The 24,235-nt window shown below is 52.3% G+C and carries 18 protein-coding genes; 7 read left to right on the top strand and 11 right to left on the bottom strand.

The features are described from left to right. Positions 1 to 43: 43 nt before the first annotated feature. Positions 44 to 1,198, bottom strand: coding sequence for an eCIS core domain-containing protein (locus tag ACYZTU_RS15225; protein WP_461963929.1), 1,155 nt, complete (start codon positions 1,196 to 1,198; stop codon positions 44 to 46). 1,016 nt (positions 1,199 to 2,214) lie between these two features. Here ACYZTU_RS15225 and ACYZTU_RS15220 point away from each other — a divergent pair. Next, positions 2,215 to 2,925: a hypothetical protein gene (locus ACYZTU_RS15220; protein WP_461963927.1), complete on the top strand. Its 711-nt coding sequence runs from the start codon at positions 2,215 to 2,217 to the stop codon at positions 2,923 to 2,925. Between the two features lie 123 nt (positions 2,926 to 3,048). Next, positions 3,049 to 3,447 carry a hypothetical protein gene (locus ACYZTU_RS15215; RefSeq protein ID WP_461963925.1) on the top strand — a complete coding sequence of 133 codons (399 nt, stop codon included), beginning with the start codon at positions 3,049 to 3,051 and terminating at the stop codon, positions 3,445 to 3,447. Between the two features lie 174 nt (positions 3,448 to 3,621). On the opposite strand, the gene ACYZTU_RS15210 is transcribed toward ACYZTU_RS15215, so the two are convergent. Further along, positions 3,622 to 4,326: a hypothetical protein gene (locus ACYZTU_RS15210; RefSeq protein WP_461963923.1), complete on the bottom strand. Its 705-nt coding sequence runs from the start codon at positions 4,324 to 4,326 to the stop codon at positions 3,622 to 3,624. 708 nt (positions 4,327 to 5,034) lie between these two features. Next, positions 5,035 to 6,366, bottom strand: coding sequence for a methylamine utilization protein MauJ (gene mauJ / locus ACYZTU_RS15205; protein ID WP_461963921.1), 1,332 nt, complete (start codon positions 6,364 to 6,366; stop codon positions 5,035 to 5,037). Positions 6,367 to 6,552: 186 nt separating this feature from the next. Between mauJ and ACYZTU_RS15200 the strand changes: the two genes are divergently transcribed. After that, positions 6,553 to 10,344: a YobI family P-loop NTPase gene (locus ACYZTU_RS15200; RefSeq protein WP_461963919.1), complete on the top strand. Its 3,792-nt coding sequence runs from the start codon at positions 6,553 to 6,555 to the stop codon at positions 10,342 to 10,344. 161 nt (positions 10,345 to 10,505) lie between these two features. Here ACYZTU_RS15200 and ACYZTU_RS15195 read toward each other — a convergent pair whose 3' ends face one another. The 5 genes from ACYZTU_RS15195 to ACYZTU_RS15175 all read right to left on the bottom strand — a co-directional run bounded on the left by ACYZTU_RS15195 (position 10,506) and on the right by ACYZTU_RS15175 (position 17,195). After that, positions 10,506 to 11,894 carry a hypothetical protein gene (locus ACYZTU_RS15195; protein ID WP_461963917.1) on the bottom strand — a complete coding sequence of 463 codons (1,389 nt, stop codon included), beginning with the start codon at positions 11,892 to 11,894 and terminating at the stop codon, positions 10,506 to 10,508. Between the two features lie 48 nt (positions 11,895 to 11,942). Next, on the bottom strand, positions 11,943 to 12,497 hold the full coding sequence (locus tag ACYZTU_RS15190) for a restriction endonuclease (RefSeq protein WP_461963916.1): 555 nt from the start codon (positions 12,495 to 12,497) through the stop codon (positions 11,943 to 11,945). A 68-nt stretch (positions 12,498 to 12,565) separates the two neighbouring features. After that, the gene (locus ACYZTU_RS15185) at positions 12,566 to 12,784 is read right to left on the bottom strand and encodes a hypothetical protein (RefSeq protein WP_116264241.1); all 219 of its coding nucleotides are present in this window, start codon (positions 12,782 to 12,784) and stop codon (positions 12,566 to 12,568) included. 245 nt (positions 12,785 to 13,029) lie between these two features. Further along, positions 13,030 to 14,901 (bottom strand): UvrD-helicase domain-containing protein, encoded by a 1,872-nt coding sequence (locus tag ACYZTU_RS15180; protein ID WP_461963915.1) that lies wholly within the window; start codon positions 14,899 to 14,901, stop codon positions 13,030 to 13,032. Next, the gene (locus ACYZTU_RS15175) at positions 14,898 to 17,195 is read right to left on the bottom strand and encodes an AAA family ATPase (RefSeq protein ID WP_461963913.1); all 2,298 of its coding nucleotides are present in this window, start codon (positions 17,193 to 17,195) and stop codon (positions 14,898 to 14,900) included. Before ACYZTU_RS15175 ends, ACYZTU_RS15180 begins: the two co-directional genes overlap by 4 nt. A gap of 224 nt (positions 17,196 to 17,419) precedes the next feature. Here ACYZTU_RS15175 and ACYZTU_RS15170 point away from each other — a divergent pair, with 224 nt between their 5' ends. After that, complete coding sequence (locus ACYZTU_RS15170; protein ID WP_461963911.1) at positions 17,420 to 18,583, top strand: restriction endonuclease; 1,164 nt, start codon at positions 17,420 to 17,422, stop codon at positions 18,581 to 18,583. A 40-nt stretch (positions 18,584 to 18,623) separates the two neighbouring features. On the opposite strand, the gene ACYZTU_RS15165 is transcribed toward ACYZTU_RS15170, so the two are convergent. Continuing rightward, positions 18,624 to 19,286 (bottom strand): histidine phosphatase family protein, encoded by a 663-nt coding sequence (locus ACYZTU_RS15165; RefSeq protein WP_461963909.1) that lies wholly within the window; start codon positions 19,284 to 19,286, stop codon positions 18,624 to 18,626. A 135-nt stretch (positions 19,287 to 19,421) separates the two neighbouring features. On the opposite strand from ACYZTU_RS15165, the gene ACYZTU_RS15160 reads away from it, so the two are divergent. Beyond that, the gene (locus tag ACYZTU_RS15160) at positions 19,422 to 19,919 is read left to right on the top strand and encodes a hypothetical protein (RefSeq protein WP_461963907.1); all 498 of its coding nucleotides are present in this window, start codon (positions 19,422 to 19,424) and stop codon (positions 19,917 to 19,919) included. A 506-nt stretch (positions 19,920 to 20,425) separates the two neighbouring features. Here the strand turns inward: ACYZTU_RS15160 and ACYZTU_RS15155 are convergent. Both ACYZTU_RS15155 and ACYZTU_RS15150 read right to left on the bottom strand, forming a co-directional pair. Then, the gene (locus ACYZTU_RS15155) at positions 20,426 to 20,686 is read right to left on the bottom strand and encodes a hypothetical protein (protein WP_461963906.1); all 261 of its coding nucleotides are present in this window, start codon (positions 20,684 to 20,686) and stop codon (positions 20,426 to 20,428) included. A gap of 173 nt (positions 20,687 to 20,859) precedes the next feature. Further along, a complete protein-coding gene (locus tag ACYZTU_RS15150; protein WP_461963904.1) occupies positions 20,860 to 21,456 on the bottom strand; it encodes a DUF262 domain-containing protein in 597 nt (198 codons plus the stop codon). A gap of 586 nt (positions 21,457 to 22,042) precedes the next feature. Between ACYZTU_RS15150 and parS the strand changes: the two genes are divergently transcribed. Both parS and ACYZTU_RS15140 read left to right on the top strand, forming a co-directional pair. After that, complete coding sequence (gene parS / locus ACYZTU_RS15145; RefSeq protein WP_461963903.1) at positions 22,043 to 22,492, top strand: type II RES/Xre toxin-antitoxin system antitoxin; 450 nt, start codon at positions 22,043 to 22,045, stop codon at positions 22,490 to 22,492. Positions 22,493 to 23,648: 1,156 nt separating this feature from the next. Further along, positions 23,649 to 24,224 carry a hypothetical protein gene (locus ACYZTU_RS15140; RefSeq protein ID WP_461963901.1) on the top strand — a complete coding sequence of 192 codons (576 nt, stop codon included), beginning with the start codon at positions 23,649 to 23,651 and terminating at the stop codon, positions 24,222 to 24,224. Positions 24,225 to 24,235: the final 11 nt, after the last annotated feature.

Below are 24,235 nucleotides of genomic sequence, written 5' to 3'. Positions count from 1 at the left end.
GACGGAGCATATTCAACAGGCATTGCCTGCCGGTAACTGGTGCCTAGGGTACGCGCCCCCCAATAGGCCCATTGTTACTTGGGCACCAACATGGGTCTCCAGAGAATAACGGTGAGGCCAAGGGGCAGTTGCCCATATACGTCTGGCATGCGTTATTCAGATTCTTGATCTGGGCAATGCCTGGGAAATTTCCTTGTGGTGTTTGGCAGACGCACTGCGACCCAATTGGAAGGCCCACCCCCAGTCCACATGAACCTGCGTTGGTTGCACAGGCATTCGCCGGTGGAGGGGCCGGCATGGGCTGTGTTGGAGCTGGTATGGGCAACGACGCAGTGTGTGCCCCACCCGAGGAATCGGGAATGAGAGATCCTGTAGCTGCCCCCATTGCGGTATTGCACCAACAGGGCGTCCCTACGGGAGCAACTCCGTTAACACGGCAGGATGTAACCAAGGTTCCGCAGATGCTGGAGTTGTCTGTATTAGCAAACGTCGCCACTGGCCTGTTCATAGCATCGGGGTTATACGAATTTGTTGCCGCATTTTGGGTGTTTCGAAGTGCAACCCAAGCAACATGGCGTGACTGCTCGCCATAGGCTTCGTCCTCTACCGCCCGATAATTTCGGACGTAATGAATGGCAAAGTCTTGAATGCCCCAGCGGCGATACTGCCCTACGTGGGTTAATTCATGCGCCCACAAATTCGGGCTATACAACGCATCATTCTCATTTTTAAAGACAATCACATAATCCAAGGTAATGGCGTTTGCATCGCCATACTTCAATGAGTTGACTTGAAGGGTGAGATCCCCGCCGCCCTGCACCCGGTACCTGGCGGCATTCATGTCAGCATCGGAAATGAAGCCAGTGAGGTTGTGCCTGATTTCCTGTGGGATAGGTCTGACACCTTGCGAGAGCGCGTCGTCTCGCGAACTCACGATTGCCTGCTGCAGCAGTGGAGCTGTAGCCTGCACTACCGCCTCGTTCACGGTATGTGAAACAGTCTCTTCAGCCTGACCGTAGATGGGTATCGTCTTTTTGACTTGATCATGTGCTTGGTCGAGAGTTGTGCCGGCGCCTGGGACAACGACATTAACGAGATCCCCCAATACACCACCCGCCATCACCTGAATGGAAGACCCTGCCAGAATCAGAGCTGCGCACAGGCTGAGGAGCTGACGAGAGTGCAAGTGGATGGTCATGTTATAGCCCACCGGGGGTCAGTGATGTCCATAGAAAGTGGCCAACCATTAGCACAGGGGGGCAAGTGCCCGAACATCAGGTCGTATAAAATCAGGGAGCTTTTCCTGGCTGGCTACTCCCCAGCGTAGCCTGCATCTGTCAATGTTCAAACCCCGGAACAGCTTGCGGATTCATTGAAACGCGAGAGCTGCCAGTCATCAGTCTCAACGGGCATGAGTCCGTTCGACATTGTGATTCCTCCGTGGAGAGCTCAGCGTAGCAGGTGGGTGCTATTCCCGTTCAAGCTGCCTGGCGCCTGAGGTCACTGCTTCCATAATAGAAACCCACTCTCCGAGCAGCTCCGCATAGGGGAGAGTGAGATGCCGTAATGGCTTACTAGGTACTACGCGATGCACGCATTGCCAACTGCCTCGGGTGTTCAGCATTCAGTGTCGAGCAAACAGCGTCTGCTTCTGTCCTAACCTTGAACACACCATGCTTGCGAGCTGAACCTCCCTCTACGAGATCAACGACCCTGTATCGCTTGCTACCATCGTCCAGTGTGGTGGTTTCAATCACTCTGAATCTTGCTTGCATGGTTGCGTTCCCTGCATGAGATTGGTGTCCTACAAGTACCGGCAAAACGAGCCGATTTCAAGAATGGGGCGGGCTTAAGCTGAGACAATTTATGACGGTGCACCATGCTTCTCTTCGCATGAAGCGCGGTTCAGCAGTAGATGGGGTGTTCAGCCATTTTTCCTATAGTGGACGGCTTCGGGCCGGCAGGGCCCGGATATAGCACCCTCGGGTAAGCACGCACGCGCCAGGCTCTCGTATTACGTCGTATTGACCAGGATGATGAGTAAGCACAGTTTGGCTGCACGTCACAGCTGACGCGCAGCACCTGTGTAGTTAGACGCGGGCTTAGAAAAGTTAAAGGAGTGATTAATTTCGCCGAAATATTGGTTAGGAATCGGAGCCTGCGTGCGTTACTCGACGTCAGCTTCTGAGCAATCTTCGGGGCGCGAGAGGCATCATGATTGTAAGCGTTGTGTTGTTCATCCTTCAGATCTCTACGATGGTGGCCTGGGGGGAAGGCAATCTGAAAAAGACACCTGAAGGTGAAAGATTTCTAGCGAGAGTTTCTTCGGCTGGATTGTTTTTCTTGAAATGGCGAGCGTACGCAGACTATAAAAATGAGCTGCGTGGCTTAGGACGGGCTGTAGGGTGGCTTGCTCTAGCATCAGTAGCTGTCTTCTACGTTATGCCCGACAGCGCCAAGCCAATTATCTCAGTTTACTCGGTCTCATTTATGGGCCTTTGGCTGTCGCTACGCTTTGGAAGTGATGTGAGAGGCCAATTTTTCGACATGCTAGGGTTGGCCGCTTTTTGCTTCTGCACACCCTTGATACTTTGGCTTACGGATTATTTACACGTAGTGCCAGGTAGCATGCTGCATGTCGCGGCATCGCCTTTTCGGTTGTTTATAGGCGATGGACTTCAGGACTATCAGCTTGCATTAATGTTGGCCGTTATTGGTGGTTTAGCAGGGCTATTGATGGCGATAGGCAATGTTGTCTTCCTTTCAATCGTGCCCTTGCTGCTTCTTGTTCTAATGGTCATCACCTCCCGTGCTTCCAGGTTTTTTCTTGGTTGGACGAAGAATCGGGCAAGGAACTGGGTGGCGATTTACGTCATTCTTATCGGGCCAGGCTTGATCATGCTGCACGCACTGCAAGTCATTTGAGCTTTAGCAGGATTTTATAGCTGCGGTGTTTCTTACAAAAAGCTACTCCCTGACCGTGCAACGTCCCCCGCCAAACGAGAGACGCGGTTTTACATTGACCTGTGTGAATTCACAATTTAAGAAGTGATTGATGTCGTTGAATACCGCTTTATGATGAGCATCCACCATCGCCTAGAAATGGCCCAGGAGGCGTTGTTGTGGAGGATCGCCCTGGAACATTTCGGCCCTGCAGACTTACTCCGCACCATAGTTGAACTTTGGAGTCTGGCTGGGCCGCCTGCTCGACTCACCGTTGAGCACCTCAGTAACGAAATTTTGGGCGAGGAGGTACTGAGCATCTTGAAAATTGCCCAAGTTCAAGTCGGGGCAATTGTGTCGGGCCGAGAGGCCAACCCTGCAAAAATTACGTTGTATTGCCGACACGCCAGTCATCTCGTAGACGGCTTGCTCCAAAGAATCCCGATTGCCAAGCTCCCTCGCTTCCTGAGAGGTGTTCGACTGGAAGAAGCTCTCGGCATATGAACTTGTGTTGTGCCGCATTGCTTATAGAGATTGGGCCCACTGGGCTTTCGTGAGCCCGGAGAACTTCCAATCTTGGGGCGTGATTGAAAGATTCAGCACTGCGTCATACAGGTGCACTCAGCCAAGCTACATCGTTGCGGTCTCCGACCTGATAAGCCAGCGCTAAGCGCAGGCCTAACCGCCTGAATGCGCTGGGCACAGATCACCTACAGATAGCGAATCATCATCTCTGCAGGCAAGCCTCACCGCGTCATCAACCGTGACAGAGTTGGTAGGTATCCAGAGATTGTCCACGACCAAATACCTTTGCTTTGTGACCTCGTTGCGCAACCCTACGGCCTTCAGCATACGATCGATCAGGTTCAGTACTCCGCTTTTAGGCGCAGTTTCAAAAGTGACGTCAAAGACCGCTGCGTCCATCTGTAGGTAGTTCTTGCTGTTGGTGGGGGGCATGAGGAAAGGGGTTATTTTATTCGCAGGCAACACCTTTCCGTTCAGCTCTCGAAACTCGGTGACTGGAAACGAGCTGGTATTGCCTCCGGGCAGCACGTAGCCGCCCGTCCCGGTGGATTGAGCGTAAATTGCGCGAGTGGTGTGAGCAATAGGCTTTTGCGGGGGATACTCAACCTCAAAGCGTTTCACGATCTGATCCACTGAGTTTTCGTTTTCTAGATTGAACGCGTAATACCGGCCGTGCGGTTTCACGAACGAGAGCGTCACGTCCCCCACAAAGAAATTGTAAGCGGCGGTGGAGACGAAACTGATTAGTCCAAGCGCCGCCCCTGCGTTTACAATTTTCCGAGCCCATCGTTTTGAGGTAGCAAAAGGGACAGGACGTTTGAACGGGTTAGCTTTGTTTGATGCACTTCTATTTACCATGATTTCGAATCCTTTCCTGATGGCAGACTTACGAAGAAGCTGTAATGCAAGTCGAGCGGATGCTTCTGGCCGATGGTTTACCTAGGTGAAATGCGGCTGGATACCTTTCGACAGGTCGCGTTTGGCAGACATTTACCAGGAGCCCGAAGTGACCCATTTGGGAAGCTTGATAGCGACTGGCCGTCTCATAACAGGCCTTGTTAATTATCAAGGCTGTCTCGACGTGCGCGACATGCCGCTGGGAGCCGTCGGTAGAAAGATCCGGTGATGAGCACTTGAGTAGAATGATATCGTTTGGCTATTACTGCGTCCATTGGCCTTCTGGCTGATTCTGCTGTTCGCGAAAGGAGGGCCAAAGATTCGCTTCGGTGTCTGATGGTTGCGCTGGTAACAGGCTTCAGAGCCTGGATCATGCAAAAAAACTGCTTACGATGCCGCACGGGTTTTTGCACCGTTACGACCGTTAACTGAGACGATTTTATAAAAATGCTTCGATCGCCGCGCGACGCAGGGTGCAATTGGTAGATGCGTACCTTCTCACCAGTAAAAAGTGGCCGTCCAGTATTGGGATGGTGATGGTTGCATCCGCGTACCTCCTCTTTGGGCTAAGGATTATCAACCTAGGATATGTCGGCACCTCTCGGTGCATTGTGGTAGGAGGGTACGAGCAGGTCGACTGCGTCCATCAGCGGCTTTACTGTGTTTTGTTTACGGCTCCTCTTGCCCCGGTAACCCTTCCAGCATTGCATTCAGTTCCTTCATGGTTCGCTCATGACGCTCAAAATTTGGCATTGAGTTCGTTGGTAAGATGTAGGGCATGGATTTACCTAGCCGCTGCTTTTTGTCCGACGACCAAATTTCAACCGAGCTGTTGCAGTACAAGGCGAATCGAAACTCATTGAGCAAAAGCTCAGACTGCAAATCGCTTTTGCTTTCGCGCCTGTCATTAAGCAGGCCACAACCCTCCAGGGGATTGATGATTAAGCGCTCGCTCCTGAAGTCCATCCAGAACAGAAAGGCTAAACGCCCATCTTGCGACTCCAACCGGATGCAGATATTCCCATCTTCCATTGCGCTATCGGCCACGTGCATGACCCCTAGGTGGAAAGTTGACTGCTCTCTACGGGCAAGCACGTAGAATTCGTCGGGCAGTTCGTATTTTCGCTCAGGAAGAACCACGCCCTGCTTAAGTCCCTCTAGTTGGTCTGCATCAAACAGAGATCGAAATCCCTCGAGTTCATAAAAGTGATCGCGTTCGTAAGCCCATCGCGATGGCACACCCAATCGCTCCTCCATGGCCATTTCCGCCAGATGCCTCATCAGTGGCCTGTCCATGTGAATGCGTTGATGGTCGTCCGGGTCATCTGGATCGACGATATCGTCGCGTTCAGCGTGAGCAATTGCATGGCGCCCTTGGGTAGCGACGTAGTCGGATATGTCTGTCCCTTGGGCGAGCAGTTCGTCCCGTCTTGAAATAGCGCTTCGTTCCGTCAACTTTGGAAGGGTTTGTTGAATCCATGGGCCTCGTTCCTTGCCGACGGGCAGGGAGCGAGCGAACGCTTTGTAGAACCCGAGGAATGAATAGAATGGATTATCTAGCGACAGCCCCTCGCGGTAGTAGGCCATCGCTCTGCGGGCCTCATCGCTCTGAGGCGAATGCAAATTCTCAGTAGAGAAGCAATTGCTGAAGCCATTGTTCCGGAGCATGCCGACCCGGTGCGGATAGCCACCACCTCCCCATATCACGATCTCTACCTTTTCACCCTCTCGCCATGCGATGGCCGTAGCCAAGCGCATGATTGCCGCCCTACCTTCATTCACACTCAATCCGTAGCCGCTGATGCGGAGTGCGATCGCTGACAAGCTGCTGCGCTGCTCATCTTTCTGGGTCGGCTGAAGCAAAAACTCCAAGCCCTCGAAAGCGATTAATTGAGCCCGCTTGGGCCAGAAGACTCGGGTCTCCAATCCGCCAACCACCCAGGTGCCGCGTTGGAGTTGGTGTTTCTCTGCCTCGTCAAAAGGGTCGTCAGTGGCTAACAAAGTGCATGCTCCTGAGGTCGATATGCCAACGGGTTTAATACATATGGCAAGCGGAACTATCCCCCAGACCGAGATCTGTGGCATATAGCCGCTATGAGAAATGTGCCGGTTAATACGGCCTTTGAATGCTCTTAGCGTATTCCTATGCCAAACGATGGCATGGATGTCTAGTCGACAGGATTATCGATGCCTAACGGATTCGTCACACGCGTCAAGCAGCAATGGACTGCACTCATCACGGCTTGCAGGGAAGGGCGTCGTGTATTCGACTCACTGCTTAGCCCTTCAACGCCTCCTGGGTCATTTGAACCACTCACGCCAGTCTTGCTTGCGGACGATCAATTCGAACTGTATGAGCGTGAGCTGAAAGGGGCGCTCAATAACGATGAGATTTTGAACATTGCCCTAACGGGCGGCTACGGAGCGGGCAAGAGTAGTGTCATCAAGACTTTTTTTGATCGACACCCGGAATTTCAAGCTGCATACGTATCGCTTGCCACCTTTAGCAAGGACGCGCCGGTTTCCGACAATGAGCGAACTTCTGATGCCACAACCAAGAGTGCACGCTCCATTGACGGCTCTGCAGAAAACTCTCTGCCAGGAGATTTGATTGTCCGAATCGAGGAGACCATTGTTCAGCAACTCCTCTACGCAGTGCCGGCGGAGCGGCTGCCTAAGACGAGATTGAAACGTATCGTACAGGCGTCTAGTCGGCGAATTCTCATGCGCACCGTGTCCTGCGCTGTGTTCATCATCGGTTGCCTTCGTCTGTATCTCCCCACGGTGAAAGAGCTGCCGGCTTTTGATCCAGATTGGATCTTCCAAGGCTTCATGCTGATCCCAGGTTGGCTCGCAGTCTTTGGCGTAGGCATTGGCTGTTTGTATGCGTTGTATGCCAGCCTGAAATTCCTATCGATGTTTAGCATCGACGGTCTGACGCTCAAAGGTGGCAAGCTCGAAACTATGCATCATGGCTCTGTTCTGCATAAGAACGTGGACGAGATTATCTACTGCTTCGAGCGCAGTGATATTCGCGTAGTCGTGATTGAAGATCTGGATCGCTTCGGAGCCCAGGAAGTGTTTTTCAGGCTCAGGGAGATCAATTTTACAATCCGTCGCTCGCCTCAGATCAAGCGACCTGTTCATTTCATCTACGCCATCCGCGATGAACTCTTCACCGTCACTGACAAGACCAAATTCTTCGACTTGATCATCCCTGTGATCCCCGTCGTTAACTCGGAAAACTCTCGAGAAAAGCTGTACCAGCTAATGGGCACTCGTACAGTGAATGGCAAGCCACTGGGAGCAAGCCTCGACCGTATCCTAGTGGAAACGGTCTGCTACTACATTGATGAGATGCGGCTCATCAAAAATATCGTCAACGAATACGACATATTTGCGAACCTGCTCTCCCATGGTGGTCTGGATCTAGACCAAAACAAACTGTTCGCGATTGTGGTGATTAGAAATCTACATCCTGAAGAGTTTGCGCTATTGAGCAGGCGCCGGGGCCAGGTGCACTCCCTACTGACTGGATTGTCGGAGTGGTTACAAAGCTCAAGTCAGGCCCTCATAGATCGCCAAGAGGAACTGCGCGAGGAGAGATCTCAGCGACTACTTCAAAATGAGGAGCAATTGGTCGATGCGAGACTACGCGTCTGGCATGAAGCCCTGAAGGCGAGCGGGATCGATGGAGCTAACTACATTCAGAGTGAAAGTGGTCAAAGGTTTAGCCTAGGCGACTTCCTCAAGGATGAGATTTTCGAGCAACTCTGCCTAGCGGGACAGTGGCAGAGCGTTTGGTTTTCTAACTGGTCAAACCACAACCCACTTGGGATCGCCGTCAATCCAAAAGATGCTCTTGCGCAGGCTGATTTTAAAAGACGGGAAAATCGAATCCAGACCCCCATGAAGGTGTTGGAAAACGCGATATGGGCTGTCGAGAGGGACGCTATCAGATTTAAAACGCTCTCCTTTCGCGAGGCGGCACGCGGAGATTACGGCACTGTGATTGCGCAGCAGCTCACGGGCATGGAAGTGATCGTGTACTTATTGCGTAGCGGATACCTCGACACCGATTACACGGACTACCTCGGTTTCTTCTACGAAGGCTCTCTGACCCACGATGATCAAAATTTGCTTCTCGCGCTTCGTCGTCGTGCCGTGTTGGACGTTGCCACGCCAATTAGAAACCCTGAGCGAGTGATTGGGAAACTCGAGCACGGTTCACTAGATGGCGGTGGCGGCATTATTGCAGCGCTGATTGCTGAGCTCTCCATGTCTGCGAGCCTCAGTGATCTCGGTGATGTTCGAACTCAAAAGCTTGAGGTTGTTTTGCGGAGTGCGCAGCAGCATCTGGACAGGTTTGCTGATGCGGCTCGCATCATCCTTGCTGGAGAAGCTCGATCAGACTTCATCCGATCAATGTTTGCGATTGAGCCACGCCTGTTTACCCAGTTGTTTGAAACAGACCAATTCAGTGGCTCAGGCATTCGGTTGGACTTTATTTTCGGCCTTTTGGACACCCTGAATCAAAAGCAGATTGAAGGAATGGAAGGTCAGGGTCTACTCCTAAGCATCATTGAAGAACTGCCAGATGCGAAGCCGTTCATCTCAGGTATGGAAACCAAAGCGAATGGCTGGCCGTGGCTTCTTCACGAGCCGGTAAGATTCAGAAGTCTCGAACCTGGCACCGATGAGCAGACGCTCAGGCGCCTGGTGGAGTGGAATTGCCTGGAGCTAAACCTATCCATGATGTTGCTGCTCTGCCGCAAATTGGACGGGGAGGAGGGTAATGTTTCCTGTCGCGGCCTGCTGGCTTTGAATCTCGGCGGGTTGGACGCCATGATCGAGCACGCGCCCAGAGAGTTCGTTCTAGCCTTGATGGAGCAGACAGGAATTATTGAGGAAGACTCCAATTCGCTGAAGTATGTCCTGTCCCTGATCAACGACGATCCCGACCTACAAGACCAGCTGTTCCAGCGAACTGATTGTGCGATAGAAGATCTGAGCTGCTTCCCGGACAACATCTGGATTAAAGCGCTTCAGTTGGATCGCGTAAAGTCAGTCCCAGAAGCTGCATGGGCGTTCTTCAATCACATGCTCATTCGACCAACAGAGCTTCCTAGCAACACACCTACCTCCGATGAAATGAACTATCTCGAAGACGTCTTCGCCCATTTTATTACGCGAAACGCCATTGCTGCTCAACAGCTTTGGGATGAAGAGCGGCCAGAGAACGAAGACCTGAAGACCCGTCTCATCGTGTCAGATCTCTTCGATGACGATACCCTTGAAGATGTGTTTGCCGGCACTACGGTAGGGGCTACTGCAATAGAGGGTGCGAGAATCTCACCTGATCGTTGGGTGTTTTTGGCCACCGCTTCCTTTGTTCCTTTCGATGCCGCAACTCATACGATCTTTGCCAATCAAGGGGCGGATATTGAAATTAGCTACCTACGTAATCGGTGGGGGACAGCACGGGAAGAGCTGGAGCTTTTGAAGCTAGACCCGCACATCGTTGTCTCACTGAGTGAAGCCCCAAACATCCCAGTCGGCGATGTCGTTAGGATGTGGGAAGGGCTGGTCGAGCGCGAAATGGCAAGCGATGCAGAAACTCTCAAGCATTTGAGTAGCGTGTGCGCCCGGGCCAATACTGAAGGTGTCGTTCTCTCACGCAACTGCCTCTCTATAATCGTTAGCACAGCGAACGATGCGAATAACTCTGAGCAGGAACGAAAGGAGCTTCTGCTTCAGGCGCTGAAGTTGAATTTAGACTGGGCAACTACCTCACCAATTTTGGTTGCGTTGGCTGGAGGGTACGGAGACCTCGCAACGAAGAAGCGTTCGGTACGATTGCCCAAATCTAGCTTGGATGCAGACATCGCTAATGCGCTGCGGCTCAGAGGCTTTGTGGGCAAAATCAACAATGGCAATAATTACATTGAGGCGTTCAGCAGGCCGTCAGGAATGGGTTGAGGCGCGGCGCCTGGACTCCATTGGTTTTCTTTAAACCGTTCAAAGCCAATCGTTTCAACGACAGCATTTTTAAAAAAAAACCGGATGATCATAAAGCCCCAGGCAAGGAGCGCCTGTGTTCTGCGACTCGCCTGGGAACAACGCTCAACGATAGCCGCTCGCTATTCGTAAAAGTCGCGGACACTTGTCCAACCTGGTGGCGGAGATGTGATGATTTCTTCGGGAACAAGGTTGGCGAGCTCAATGGGTGGTCTAAGGTCAGGATCAAAGATTCGAGACCTTTCGTGCACGAACCACGAAAGCGACAGAAACTCGGTCGAGACGCGTTGAAACAGGCACTTGCTGATTCTGAATGCGCCTTTCATGAGATCGTCGGGATCGAGGCAGATTTGCATCGAGTGAGTGCCATCCATGAGCCAGGTGCAGTGAATTGCCTCATCTCGGAACAGTTTTTTTGCCACGTCCAGATCTATCAGAACTACGACAGCGACTGCTTCCTGCATGAATAAGACGGCGTTGTGTGGCGACATGGATAGGGTGAATGGGTATGCGGGAAGCCAAGAAAGATCCGGCCCCAATGGCGTTACCCATGTTGAAGTCGTACTCCAGGCGTCGATTTCGCCCATAACTCGCTCTGGAATATCCAGTGAACTCGTGTTGTAGCAGATATAACGCAGGCCGGGTTCCGGAGATTCACTCCACAGTCCCGTCTCTAGCGCATGTCGCATCCCAACGTTGAGTAGCTCCCGATGATCAATCTCCTCGGTCACCATCTCCGTGCGAACGATTCGAATGGATCCTCGGAACCCCCGAGCTTCATCGTTTTCATAGAAGCTCGTAATCTTATTCAATTGCTCGGCTTGTCTTGCGATTCTGCTCCCAGTGAGCGTTGATGATTTCAACTCCAGGGGAACGGGATCGGGGCCGGCAAGCGCACAAATGTCGCCGTGCCGAATAATGTTAGTTAAATCCGACATGACGACAGGAACGCCCATTTCTATCCCGTTTTTAAGCACGGCATATTCGTGCCCAAAACCTTCCTTGCCGTACAAAGCACCTGCTGTCGCCTTCACCTCGTACTTGTCGTTGTAGAGAAGGTGTCGGAGGGCGTGCTGGCTCTGATACACCGAGGCGATTCCATCACCAAAGCATCGCCACAAGTAGGCTAGGTGGCGGACATCCTTGATCCTGGCCATGATGCCCTCGCGAAGCTTCTTGAGCATGCTGGAGCGAGCCTTCAGCGTTTTACCTCCCGTTCGAAACTCTGGCCTTGCCAAGATGCGGGGGATGCGCTGCTGAGCTTTCTGAAGGCGAGCAATACGGATGTCACATCTTGCAATTTTGTAGATGAGGAGCTGCTGGAGACCAAGCACCACGTCGAGCTTGTCCCTATCCGATTTGATTTCCGCGAGCAGTGTGGCGGCCAGCTCCAGGCCATGCCGTTCCCGAGGAAATCGCATAAAAAAAAACTTCGTCGCCCTGTCTTCCGCAGCAACTCCGGCAAGCCTCAACTGAGCGGTGGTGTTTCTTTGCTGGGAGATTCCATCCATTTCTCTGTTCCGTAATTGCGGGTAACTCGGTGTGCTGTCAAACCCGATTTAATCACCGAACATCTCGTTAATTTCCGTGTCGGTGCGTCCCAAAGATTTCATCGATATGTTGCCAGCGTCATTTTCACCGACATGCCATAGCGCAAATTTCGGAAGGTTCAGCCAGGCCGGCGGCTTGGTTGAAATTGGAAAGGCAGATCGCGTTTCGTACGAAGCTGCTCCGTCGATGATCGACACCAGCGCGATGCCATGCGCTTTCGCATATCTTATCGCCCCGGATTGAAAGCCGGACGTAGCGAATAGCATTCCTTTGTGCGCGCCCGTAGATCTAACTTTGTCGTGCAACACCTGAACCAATTCGCGCTCCACTGCACTACGGTATTTTTTGCACTCGACCAAAACTGTGAATTCAGCGCCCGCGAAGGCTTGAAATTTCACCAGCACATCAATTTGGTAGGTTGAGTCATAGGTCTCGACCTTCGCGTCGTGTGTCACCTCCAGCGATGTCAGTTCACCACTTTGCTTGAGGATCCAGTCCCTGACCAACCGCTCAAATTCGGTGGCTGTGATTTCGAGATTGGGATTCGCCATTGGTGGGTACATTCTTTTCCTTATCTTGCAATCCGATTGGCAACGGTGCGAGGGGGGCGCAGAGGGCGGTGCAGCAGTATCTACGACTGGCGTATCGTCATAATGGAATCTGTGATGGCTTGAGCATTTGTGTCCAGCGCCTCCATCGCCGACATTGCATGAGCGGCGACGCTTCCTACGCCATTTTCTGAAAGCCACTTGGTAATCTCTTCTATTGCTGCACCCAGTGCGTGCTGGTTGTGCAAGAGCAATGTCAGAGCGTCTGCCGTGGCGATCTTGTAGTTCGAGTTACCTGGCATGGCGGTCTTCCTTGAGAATGATGCAGAGAGCCTAGTTCATCTCGCCGCAGGCTGAAGCGGCGTGGGTAGTTGCGTAGATCTACCCAATTTTGGCAAAGGGCGACCTAAGGCTGACTGTGTCGGCAGGGGGATGGTGGCCAGAAGGCTGTACTCATCACCGTTTGTGCTTGGTATGTAGACGACAGATGTGATGGATACCTAGAGGCCGGCGCGACCCCTGGATGGTGGAAAGGTGCGATAGCAGGTCACAGAATCTCGATCTCTTCTGGCTTGAGCCATCCAGCCTCGATCACTCGCTGCTTAGCTATGTCAGGCTGCGCGCTGTAAACCACAATTGCGAGACCTTCTTCGGCCCGGCTACAAGTGACGTACAGCAGACGACGAGTGCGAGCCAAGGAGTCATCTTTGCCCTCACGCTGATTTTTTACGTCGCTATCAGAAGCTGGTTTGACCCCCAAGAGCTTGTCGTAACTGAAAAGGAAGCCACCTGCTTCTTCATCATTGAGGATGACCATGACTCTGGGGAACTCTAGGCCCTTTACACCTTGGTGCGTGTCGAAAGGGGAAAGCCCCTCGGTATAGCCAGCGAATGCAGCCATTTCCGAAAAAGGACGTCCCAGTAGAACCTGGTATGCATGTGTTTCTAATGCATCACGATCCGATGTATCGGGAGGGGCATCAGTGGTGGCGCCTGTTAACAGAGCAGCTACGAGGCGATCAGGGAGATCTAGTAGGCCTGTTTGGAGTAGGACATGAGCCACGTCACCTATGAGGGGATCGTTGTCATCGAACAGCTCGCACAGTGACCCAGTAGCGGCTCCTGCTTTTTCAAGCAAGGCTAACTGGTCAGGCGCCTCTTTCATGGATTTAGTATCGAGAAGCGGAGAATGAAGTCGGACAGCTTCTATGAGGCTGAAACTGTTCGTCTTAGCGGCTTGAAGAATAGGGGCTACCCGCTCGAAGAACAGTTTCAAGATTGGCAGTGTTCCGTCCAGTAGCCCCGTTCGCAGATGCTCTACCCCATACAATGGTGTGAACACACCCTCAAACCCCATTCGGCGTCCGGCCATCTTGTGTTCAAGTATTAGGGTCTTTCTTCCATCCTTGCCTGCTGCCCACTGAGCGTCGCCGGTGATGGCTGCCATACGCTGTGCGATATCTTCCTCCAACCCGAAACCTTGACCCGGTGTCTGTTGGGTGCAAAACATTCGCACCGTGCCTTCTACAGCGTCCGGCTTTGGCTTCTGCTGATGACTGTCTGCGCCCGCACGGATTACGTTGATAAGATCAACAACCCTTGTTGGGCATCGACGGTTCATACGTTTTTCGGGCACCGCCCAATCTGGAGGGATCGCTTCCTCCAAACGCACCTTCCCATCGTTGTAGATGCGTTGCATGGTATCGCCGAGAAGCCCGAGAGAGAAACGGTCGGGGATGAGCGATTGTGCTCGCAGAAAAGCGTCCATGAGCGGCCCATAGGTATCTTGGCTCTCATCGATCAAAAGTACCGGGTGCTGATCCGCCATAACGTTCAGCAACGGAGGCTGCTGGATAAATACAGCGGCCATTTGAATGACTTCACTATGGTTTAGGGCCTGCCTACCGCGATTGTCGCCGGTAGGGCTGTAAATGAATGTCGATATCTGATCCAGGGAATCGAGCCGACGAACTTTGCTATCCCTCGAAGCTTGATTTGCTAGAAATGTTTTGTTTTGCCCTCGAGCCTTTCCGAGCTTCTCATTAAGCTCGCCAATGTCTTGGGTGAGCTTGACCCGAAGCCACTCACGAATGTCATCATTGAAGCCCTGAATCATCCGCCAAGAGAAGGCGTGAATGGTTGACACAATCACCAGTGGGTCGTGTTCAAGACGGCGGGTAATTTCCTCGGACGCCGCTTTGGTATAGGTGATGATCGCGATTTGGCGTCCTTCAAAAGTCAGTCGTTGCCGTTCCCTATTCTTTAGAATTTTCACGGCTTGGACTAACGAATGGGTTTTTCCAGAGCCAGCGCCGGCGTATAGGAAAAAACTCTTCGGATGGTCGAGATTCAGACAGTCCTGAATGATCTGATCGGCATCTGGAACATCATCCATAGCAGCTTCCGGCTGCCGGCTCATGGTGTCACCTCGACAATCGCTGAAGGGATGACCAGTAGCTCTTTGCTTTTTCTTTCGAGCTTGGACTGCAACCACGCCAAGCCTTCATGGATGTAATTAGGCACCGTCAACTTGGCGAAATCAGAATCGCCGAGAACATGTAGTGCGAACTCAGCCTTATCACCATCCTTGAGCTTGGTGAACAGCTCTGTGCCAAGCTCTAAGGATGTTTCTGCTTCACGTAGCGCCTTGGCAAAGGATCGCATCAGCCCGCGTCCCGCTTTGTTAGCAAAATGCTCTGTATTGCTCAAGACAAGGCTGTCTTCAAAGGTATTTGGTAATGCTTCGACATCTAGCCCAGTTTTGGGTAAGCGGACAGTAATGGGCGTCTGATAAGCGATCCTGATCGAGAACAACTCGTCAATTTGCTGAGCTTTACTGTCGAAGGGCAGATCCAGTAATGAGTCCACATCATGTCCAAGGCCTGCTGCTCGCATCCAATGGCGCACGGTTGGGTTGTTAGTGGTTTGGCCTTTCTTCCGCTCGACAGGTTTGCCGACCTGTAGGAGACCCGCGTCCAAGTCAGTTATCACCAGAGTGACAATACCCAACGCATCGATTAGGGGCCGGAGCCGATGCGCGTGGCTTCCCCCAATATCCAAAATGGTTATGTAGCACTGGTCTAGGAAACGAAAGTGTTGCCTCAAAAAATGTGGAAGCATCATGCGCTCAGCGGCCCCCTCAACGAGGATCACCGCATCCGCAAAGAACAGGTCGGCATGTTGGGCCCGAAGGTAACGGGTAACGAATTCCTTCGTTTGATTGGACTCGCCGAATACTGTACTTAGGTTCGAGACGGTAGAGACTGGGATTGATATCCCAGCCATGCCGGACGGAAGTCTGCGGAAGTATCTCAAGTTTTCGTAGTCAATCTCATGAGCTACATGGCTGGAATGGGAACTGACCATCAGCTGTGTCCTGAGATTCGGATACTTCGCTAGCAATGGGTCGCTGCACAGCACATGGTAGGCGTGTTTTATGAATGCTTGCTGAACCTGGACGTGCAGGTGGGCCTCCGGTTCTTCGATTAGAACCAAATGTATAGGCTCAACACCAGTAGCGCTTTGTTCTTCAGGACTTCTGTACTTCTTCAGCCATTCATCTCGAAATGCCATCAATCGGAATATCATTGAGATGAGGTTTTGGTAGCCGAGCCCGTTGGACGTCTCCGGAAGCCTAAGAGGCGGTGCTCCAGGGGCTCCTCCAACGGAATCCAATTCAAACAGCACAGCTGCTTCGTGGTTCATCCCGTCCGTAGGGGCGAGGCGGGTGGAAACTCGGATGGACGGGTCTGAGTTATTCGGATAGCCCAAGCCGGCGACTTCCTTGAGCGCAGGCGCGAAGCTCGTGCTCAAGCGAGTGTCAAAGGCAGTTTGAGCTGCCTCAATTGCTCTGAGTGCCTCCAAATCTGAAATATCTGGGCTATCGCCTGGATCGAGATGCCTGCTGTAGTACGCTCGCAATTGTTCCGAGAGCTTCCTGCCCGATCCATGTCCGCCCTCTAGGAGGCCTTCGTCAGCGCTGTCACCAAAGCCGCGTTGAGCATTGATCTCGTGGACTTGAATCAGGTCTGTTAGGGGATTGCGCACGAGTGGTGTTGCAGTGGCCGTAAGCGGTTGCTGGTTAGCTTTACGAGTTGCAGGATCTGGAGCTCGTAGCTGGCCTGGATCAAGTCGGTACCATCGGATCTTGAAGGTTTTACCGATTCGCCGATTCAGGTAGTCATGCAAGCTCTGCGGCCAGAGCGGAAGCGATGGTGGCTGCGTACCTAGCGCTGCCTGTTTTTGAATTTCCTGCTGAAGCTCCCTCACTCGTACTCGCTCTTTGCGGTAATCGACGAACAGCGTTGGCATATCATCTGGTTCCAGCCGGAACCGCATACCGACATGGCCGCCTTTCCAGGCGAAGTTCGGTATGAGATCTCGGATGTGATGAAGCTCGCCCTGAGCTGCTTCAAGCCAAATATCTAGCGTTGGCAACCAGTCAGCCCATTCATTTGCGACTGGGATGGGGAAGCTATCATCTGCAGCCTCCCAAGCTTCACCAATGGCATCGATTGTGGCGAGATGGCTCAGAGTAAGATCTTGCAATCTGAAAATCGACGCTTTCGAAAGTAGGAACTTGCGCAAGGCCAGCATCGCAGATGATTTGCCACTGTTGTTGGCTCCAACGAGGAGTGTGGTCTCGGCTGCGAGGTCGACCCGTACGGATAGGAGCTTGCGGAAGTTCGCGATTTCCAGATGCTGAATTTGCATAGTCTCTTCCCTGATGACTGCTCAGCAACGGAGCGTCCGGCTGATAGATGCTGGAACTCTAGCTTAGCCGGCCCGGCACTCCAACTGCCGTGATGGGATTTTGCCATCATTGATGCGTCTGTGTGCAGTGGAAACAAGCTCGTGGACTGAGTGATGGCACTGAGCTATGGTCGCTAGCAGGATGTGCGTGAAGGCGCGCGATGACTTGGGAAGGAACGGAAACGATGATTTACCAATGCAACGGATGCAAGCGAACAACGTTTGAAACGGCATGCCCGTGGTGCATGGGCTCCCAAGTTTCGCCGTCATCTGAGCTCACTTTGCGGCACCTTACTCCGCTGGATCCTTCGTTCTATCCAGATTTCCAATACAGATCCAAAGGCTTGATTAAAGACTTCCTCGGTAAGAAGAAGGAGCAAGCTCAGCTCAACGACCTTCTGAACAACGTGTTGAGAAAATACGCTGAACTGAAGCAGCCATACTTCACTAACTTCATTCACACGACTCGCGAAAGCGCGGGGAGTGATGACACAGGTGTGCCTGGCCCTCGACTGGATGGCGTTTACACCGAGAGGGAGCTGTTCAGGGAGGTCTTGATTCGCAAAGGCTTTGACGAGCTAGAAGGGCTTCCATCTCTTTTGGACAAGCTGCTGCAAACCACAGCATTCAACTCTGCCTACCTGGGCTTCTCGAGAGAGTTGACCCGCCACATCCGAGCTGATCTTGCCGACACCTTACGTTCCTGGATTGAAGAGGCCGGGACGACATTCAGGTCTGACTTGGCCTTGTTCTACTACTACCTTTGGGAAAATGACGTTCCATTTCCCAATGTTCAATTCAATCCCCAATCAGCCACCACATCCGGCGTACCACTACTGCCGCTGCAGGCTTTTCGGAATGGCTTGAGTCTATGCGAGGAGATTTATTTCGACATTCTCGTCGAGCGGCTGGGATCACAGCTCGAGCATTTCAATCCGAACCAGTTCATCACCATGTACCTGGTGGATGCCATGGACGGATTCCAATTCGAAGCCTTCCTTGTTGAGATCTTCCAGACCATTGGCTATGACGTCAAAGAGACCAAGAAGACAGCTGACCAGGGCGCGGATCTTTTTGTCAGCCGCTTCGGGAAAAACATGGTGATCCAGGCAAAGAATTACTCTGGCTCGGTAGGCAACGCAGCTGTCCAGCAAGCGATTTCCGCCAAGGCCTTTTACGGGTGTGACGAAGCCATGGTCGTCACGAACTCCTACTACACAAAATCCGCAAAAGAATTGGCAGGAACAGCAGGTGTCCGCCTGATTGACCGGGAAGGTCTTCAAAGCTATTTGGACGATTACAATCAGAAACTCATCGAGGTCTTCCAAGCCGAGGAAGAAAGCTACTAGCGTTGCCGTTGTATGTGCGTCGTGGGAGAGATCATTTCTCTTACGACGACAGAGCGAGCTGTGAGCACGAACCATCTGGGCCCACCTGAGGGCTTATTCGCCAGGCATCATCGGCTAGACGCCTGTCTAGCAGGTAGCCACAACAGTTGCGCACGGGGTTCTTGATCTCGTATTCACGCCAGTCAGCCATAGCCCGGCCATCAATGTCCTGCGGATTGCGCTCAATTAGCCAAGCTACTGCACTGATGAACTGACCATGCGAAAACACCGCGATGTCTTGGGCAGGATGCTCTACAAGTCGAACCAGGAACGACTGAGCTCTAATTATGAAGTCACAGAACGACTCGGAGCCTTCACCATCCGTGAATGTAGGATCTGACTTGGCCCAATATGCTTCGACCCAATCCCGTCTCTGGGCAATTGTCGTGTTTGAACAACTGGCTGGCTCAAGGTACGTGAACTCATGAATGGGCCAAGTTTCAAGAGGGGTAGTAGGGAAGGCCGCTGCAGTGGCCTTCGCGGTTGCTTGCGCTCGAGAGAATGGGGAGGCAATGATCAAAGCTGGAGCATTGTTGAACGACTGGGCCATCAAGTGTGCTTGCTCAACACCCTTCGGCGTAAGAGGAATGGTCGCGTGATCCAGACTGGCTTCACCAGCGTTGGCTGCACTTTCCCCATGCCGGATTAGACGGACATGCTTCATTAATCAGATCCCCGCACCGCTTCGGCCATTCGCTTCTCCTCGATTCGCTAAGGTACACGCAGCTGGTTTCTGCCCTTGGTTTAGGATACTCCGCTGTTATGAGTAAGGATGAGCTCACGCATAGGAAGGAAGACCATGAAGCTTTTTTTGGACTGTGAGTTTACTGAGCTCAGCCGGAATTCGAAGCTGATCTCATTGGCTTTAGTCTCAGAGACTGGTGACGAGTTTTATGTAGAGCTGACGGATACCTACCAGGTTGCGGACTGCAGTGCCTTCGTAATCCAAAACGTATTGCCTCAGCTGGATCTACCCCGTCATGGAATGTCACTTGTGAAGGCCCAAGCCGCTCTGTGGGTTTTCCTCGACAATATCGAAGGCCCGTTAGAAATCTGTACGGACGCGCCAGACTGGGACTGGGATTTTTTTTGTGAGCTCGCGTATGTCGATCACAGGTGGCCAGGCCATGTGGCGAACAGACCTACCAACTTAATCCACCTATTCCGACATTTCGAAGGCGATGACCTCGGTGATGTAAATCTCCCAGAGCTTTCTCATCATGCGTTGCTCGATGCCCGGATCCTCGCTGAGCTTTACCAGCGTCTGGCAGCGGCCTCCAAACAAGTTGGAGGCTGATTGTGATAACTCATGATGAAGTGCTCCCCTCGACATCGAGACGTCGCCTCGGGCCCATGCCTCCTAAGGCCCGAAGGTTTGTGACTGATCCAGGCAATCATGCAAGCGGAGCGCGCAGGCCCGAAGGGTCGTAGCGCACGAGGATGGAAGCCCGGAGGGCTATGACACGTCGAAGACGGCCCGTGTGGTTTACGACAGCCGTCCCCGACGGGGCGTGTCCAAAATAACGATTATTCGAAAGCTATTTAGCTGCACGCTGATCGGGAGCACGAGGCGCTACACCCATCGCGCAAAGATCATAAGTCTTGCGCAGAGCTACCTCATCGTCAGAGGACACATGGGATTGGGCGAAGACCGTAGACAAAAAACGCTTACGCTCGCGTTTGCCGATCTCAGACCAAACCCTCGGCTGACCTCTACGATTCATTCGTATCAAAAAACAGTACGTTAGAGCCATTGGCGCTGCACGGCAACTCCATGGTTGGGCCATCGTCCAACGCCAGGCTTCATGCAGAGTAGCGCAGTAGGTCATGCAGCTCTCCCAACACTTCTTCCACGGCTTCGCCATGCTGCTCACAAAGATCACCCCAAATAGATCCGTCTTCCAAGGCAACCTTCGCGCCTTCGACTGGCGCGCTGCAGGTGAAGCCACGAATCATCGCGTCGGCCAAGTCGATGACATCTTCAACTGCATAAACGGCATTGGCACCGATGCTGATTTCACGAGTAGCATCAACGTTACCTGGGAAGAAATTGATGTAGGTCATGGTGAATCTCCAGTCTATTTTGGCATAGTGCCTATTGGTCGACTAATGCAAGCGGAGCGCGCAGACCAGGAGGTCGAAGGGCATGAGAATGGAAGCCCAACGGGCCAAGACCCGCGGGCTTGGTTCACGACAGCCGGCCCCTTGGGGCATGCCGCAAAAAAATTATCTAAAAGCTATTGAACTGCACGCTGATCGTGCGCGCGAGGCGCTAAACCTTGGGCGTAAAGATCATACGTTTTGCGCAACACCAGCTCGTCGTCTGAGCAGACGGTTGAGTGCGCAAAGATCGTCGACAAGAAACGCTTGCGCTCGCTATTCCCCACCTCAGACCAAGTCCTCGGCTGGCCTTGAGCATCCGGAACCGCTAATCGATCAAGGAAATATTCTTCTAAGCTATGCAGCCGTTGTTGCCCATCGAGAAGAATTTCACAGTTCTCTGCCATAACACTCCCCGTGCATTCGCACCAGTCATTGGTGAGATAGCTGCCCAAATCCGCGCCTGACCACGCTGCAGAAATGAAGCGAGACTTCTGGCCCACACTCCACACCAAGTGACGCTGCCAAGTCGGTACTGGAATGCCCATTACGAAACGTGCGGCCCAGGGATAACGATCTTGGGCGTTCGACGGATCCGCTTGGTATTTTTCGAATCGGAGCGCCAACACATCAATCGGAAACTGATTGGTCGTTGTAGGCAAGATCCGTTGAGGCATCTGGATCCTGTGATCTGCATTTTCTTCATCGCGGTGACGCTGAAAAATGATTGACATGTATTTCCTTCGAAAAGAGTGGTGCTACAGGTAGTCGGAGTGTTCACGTAAGCGGTGCAGTCGCCACTCCATCGGTGTCGATCTGCTTGCTGTCTAGTGCTACAGCATACCGGCCGCCCGAGGCTCCTCGCAGACAAACCCAGGTAGGGAAGAGGATGTCTCCGTATAGCCGCCCAAATGCTCTCTTGCTCTGCGCTTGCGATCACCTGTTGCGTCGGTAAACAATAAAGCGGCGCTCAAGCACTGGACGAACGTGGAAACTGTCAAGCTGGTTCCTTGTCAGGTTCATACAGATGAAAAACGGATGGCTTTGAAAAACCTTGAGCTCGATCGAAGAATTATTTTGCGATGGCATGATGTGAATGGCTATGTACCATTCTGCTACGCAGATCAGGCAGGGGCACACGACCAGTGTCAGCATCACTGAGAGACGTAGCTGGCCACCGTTTTAGCCGTTCCTTAGTGACCCCTAAATGGGACACTAACCTCGTTTTTGCCACTTAATGTCCCATTTTGGGGTCATTAACTGATGCGCATTTTGAGTTCGAAAAATACCCTCTGGCGTGTACGGCATATAGGTGAATTGATGCTGCCATTTCTTGAAGAGTATCAACCAGGCGCGCTTCGCACCGCTGGCTTCTGGGCTTGCCTCGGATTACCAAGTCGCGGCTCTAAGCTTCATGAGTGCATTCGCAATGGGCTGCCATTTTCTTTACTCGAGCAGCTTACGGCCAAGGCTGGGATCGAGATGAGTGTGCTCGGCGAGAGTCTGGGCATGTCTCGCTCGACACTCGCTCGGAGAGAAAAAGCTGGTCGCTTCACATGCGCTGAAAGCGATCGTTTGTATTCGCTGACTACCGTCTTCGACGCCGCTTATGAGCTGTTTGAAGGGGACGTATTGGCGGTGCGGAACTGGATGATCTCACCAGCTCGCGGACTCGATGGGAAAGCCCCCATAAAGATGCTGGGCACAAGAGTGGAAACTCAAGCAGTGCTCGATCTTATCGGCCGGTTAGAACACGGACTATCCGCATGAGAAGTCCTGGAAAGAGGTGTGCTTGTGTGATGTGTATAGGCGACCAGTTGGAGGGCCCCGTAATTTATTGATGTCGCCCCTTCGAGCCCTCAGGCTCGGCTAAAAGATGGCGGATGAAGGCACGCGGTTATCGCACGAAGCGCCGGAGGGTATGACGACTAGCGATTACTTTGTCTCGTATTTCGTTTGGATCGATTGACATGCCGCCCTCCGGTGTTACACGAAGAGACTTCAGATTGTTGAGTGCGGCAATGAACGCCCGATCCCTTGCTTGCTCTACTCCTGATCTTTTGTCTCGACAAACGATTTTTTTGAATCGATCTAACCACTTCATGCGGCGCTCCAGCTTTCATTACCCATGACAGCATTTTCATTGATGGGCAGGACAATGTCCTGATCTTTTCGTCCAGCCTGTTGAAAAGTGGTTAGGTTTCCGCCGTTAACTCCAATCTCGCAGCCTGATTTCGGAGGTGATCAGAGAGGAACGCGTAAGGCGCCTTAATCGACCTCGAGCTTGGTGATACACCCCATTTTCCACAAAACGCCCGAATTCATTGGTCTGTAACGTGCTTTTTGCTCTGTAACGTTGCTTACGTTACAAGTCAAAAGTTACGTTACAGTTAGCCTGAGCAAAGCGCCGAAGCGAGCGGAGCGGAGGCGTGCGGATGGAAGCCCATGGGGCCAAGACGGGAGCGTGCCAGGCTTGGTTCACTACAGCAGTACCCGAAGTGGCACCCATAGAAACGCAAGCAGTGCTCGACCTCATCGGCCGCCTAGGCCATGGAGTGCTCGCATAGGCAGGGTCGTTGTTATTGATCCAAGCGAACAGTCAGCTCCTGACACTCAATCAGTTAAGGAGTCCTGCCTAACGAAGATTTCCCTTTGAGGTCGTTGCAACGACACTCAGTGGCGAAGGGTTAGGGGAGGTGATGTCTACGGTTTCCTAACGAAATGCTTAAGCGCATGGCGACTCGCAATTACGCGCTCGCGTATAACCTCAGTATTGTTTCCAGCGGATATAACCTTGTTACGTCAACCAGGTAAGCATGGTTGAGATGCTTGTGTTTTTAGCCTTGAAAAATATTTCACCTTTTCGCTAAAGTTTTTCGTCACTACGTCCGTTGTTATTTTTAAGAACATAGCGATGGTGAATTTTGTGAGCAAAACTGAAGTGCAACCTGTAGCGTTTTTTGCAGAGCGCGAATTCGTCTGCTGGCGCGGACGGGAATATGACGAACTGTACTCCTGCCAGGTATCTAGGCAGGTTGATCAGTATGTCAGTTTGAAATTAGACATCATGCCTTTTAGGTTTTCCGACGCCGTAGCTGAAGATATCGCACACTGTCTTTACGATGCTGTGCTCATAACAGTGGGAAATCTCGCAGGGTTTGTACCGACGCCAGCCGGTCGCGACAGTATTCTGAACAGGAAATATCGAAAAAGAGTATCCGGAGAGTGGAGTTACTGCGCCGATGGTAGTTTCAAGTGCCACGAGACAGACGATGGAGTCTATGTCGTTGAGCTTGCGACAGAAGAGAATGACAAAACTGAAAAGGTAAGCGTCTACACAATTGAAGAAGGGGGAGTAGAGCTTGTTTTTGACTTTATGTGCTATTCGTTCAGCATGCTGGACGCGGTGTGGCTTGCTAATGCGATGATGGAGGCGATGGGGCGTGAGCCACTGGATCATTTAGAGACGATGAGTGCGAGTTGCGGGCCTCGGGCGGGTTGAATCCTGCTGAA

It is taken from the genome of Pseudomonas sp. HLT2-19-2 (assembly GCF_054898005.1).
The sequence above is the reverse complement of the archived record's forward strand: the minus strand, read 5'-3'. Positions and strand labels throughout refer to the sequence as shown.

Coding starts and splice junctions, on each gene's coding strand:
- ACYZTU_RS15225 (WP_461963929.1), bottom strand. CDS start 1,198: ATGACCATCCACTTGCACTCTCGTCAGCTCCTCAGCCTGTGCGCAGCT.
- ACYZTU_RS15220 (WP_461963927.1), top strand. CDS start 2,215: ATGATTGTAAGCGTTGTGTTGTTCATCCTTCAGATCTCTACGATGGTG.
- ACYZTU_RS15210 (WP_461963923.1), bottom strand. CDS start 4,326: ATGGTAAATAGAAGTGCATCAAACAAAGCTAACCCGTTCAAACGTCCT.
- ACYZTU_RS15200 (WP_461963919.1), top strand. CDS start 6,553: ATGCCTAACGGATTCGTCACACGCGTCAAGCAGCAATGGACTGCACTC.
- ACYZTU_RS15195 (WP_461963917.1), bottom strand. CDS start 11,894: ATGGATGGAATCTCCCAGCAAAGAAACACCACCGCTCAGTTGAGGCTT.
- ACYZTU_RS15190 (WP_461963916.1), bottom strand. CDS start 12,497: ATGTACCCACCAATGGCGAATCCCAATCTCGAAATCACAGCCACCGAA.
- ACYZTU_RS15185 (WP_116264241.1), bottom strand. CDS start 12,784: ATGCCAGGTAACTCGAACTACAAGATCGCCACGGCAGACGCTCTGACA.
- ACYZTU_RS15180 (WP_461963915.1), bottom strand. CDS start 14,901: ATGAGCCGGCAGCCGGAAGCTGCTATGGATGATGTTCCAGATGCCGAT.
- ACYZTU_RS15175 (WP_461963913.1), bottom strand. CDS start 17,195: ATGCAAATTCAGCATCTGGAAATCGCGAACTTCCGCAAGCTCCTATCC.
- ACYZTU_RS15170 (WP_461963911.1), top strand. CDS start 17,420: ATGATTTACCAATGCAACGGATGCAAGCGAACAACGTTTGAAACGGCA.
- ACYZTU_RS15165 (WP_461963909.1), bottom strand. CDS start 19,286: ATGAAGCATGTCCGTCTAATCCGGCATGGGGAAAGTGCAGCCAACGCT.
- ACYZTU_RS15160 (WP_461963907.1), top strand. CDS start 19,422: ATGAAGCTTTTTTTGGACTGTGAGTTTACTGAGCTCAGCCGGAATTCG.
- ACYZTU_RS15155 (WP_461963906.1), bottom strand. CDS start 20,686: ATGACCTACATCAATTTCTTCCCAGGTAACGTTGATGCTACTCGTGAA.
- ACYZTU_RS15150 (WP_461963904.1), bottom strand. CDS start 21,456: ATGTCAATCATTTTTCAGCGTCACCGCGATGAAGAAAATGCAGATCAC.
- parS (WP_461963903.1), top strand. CDS start 22,043: ATGCTGCCATTTCTTGAAGAGTATCAACCAGGCGCGCTTCGCACCGCT.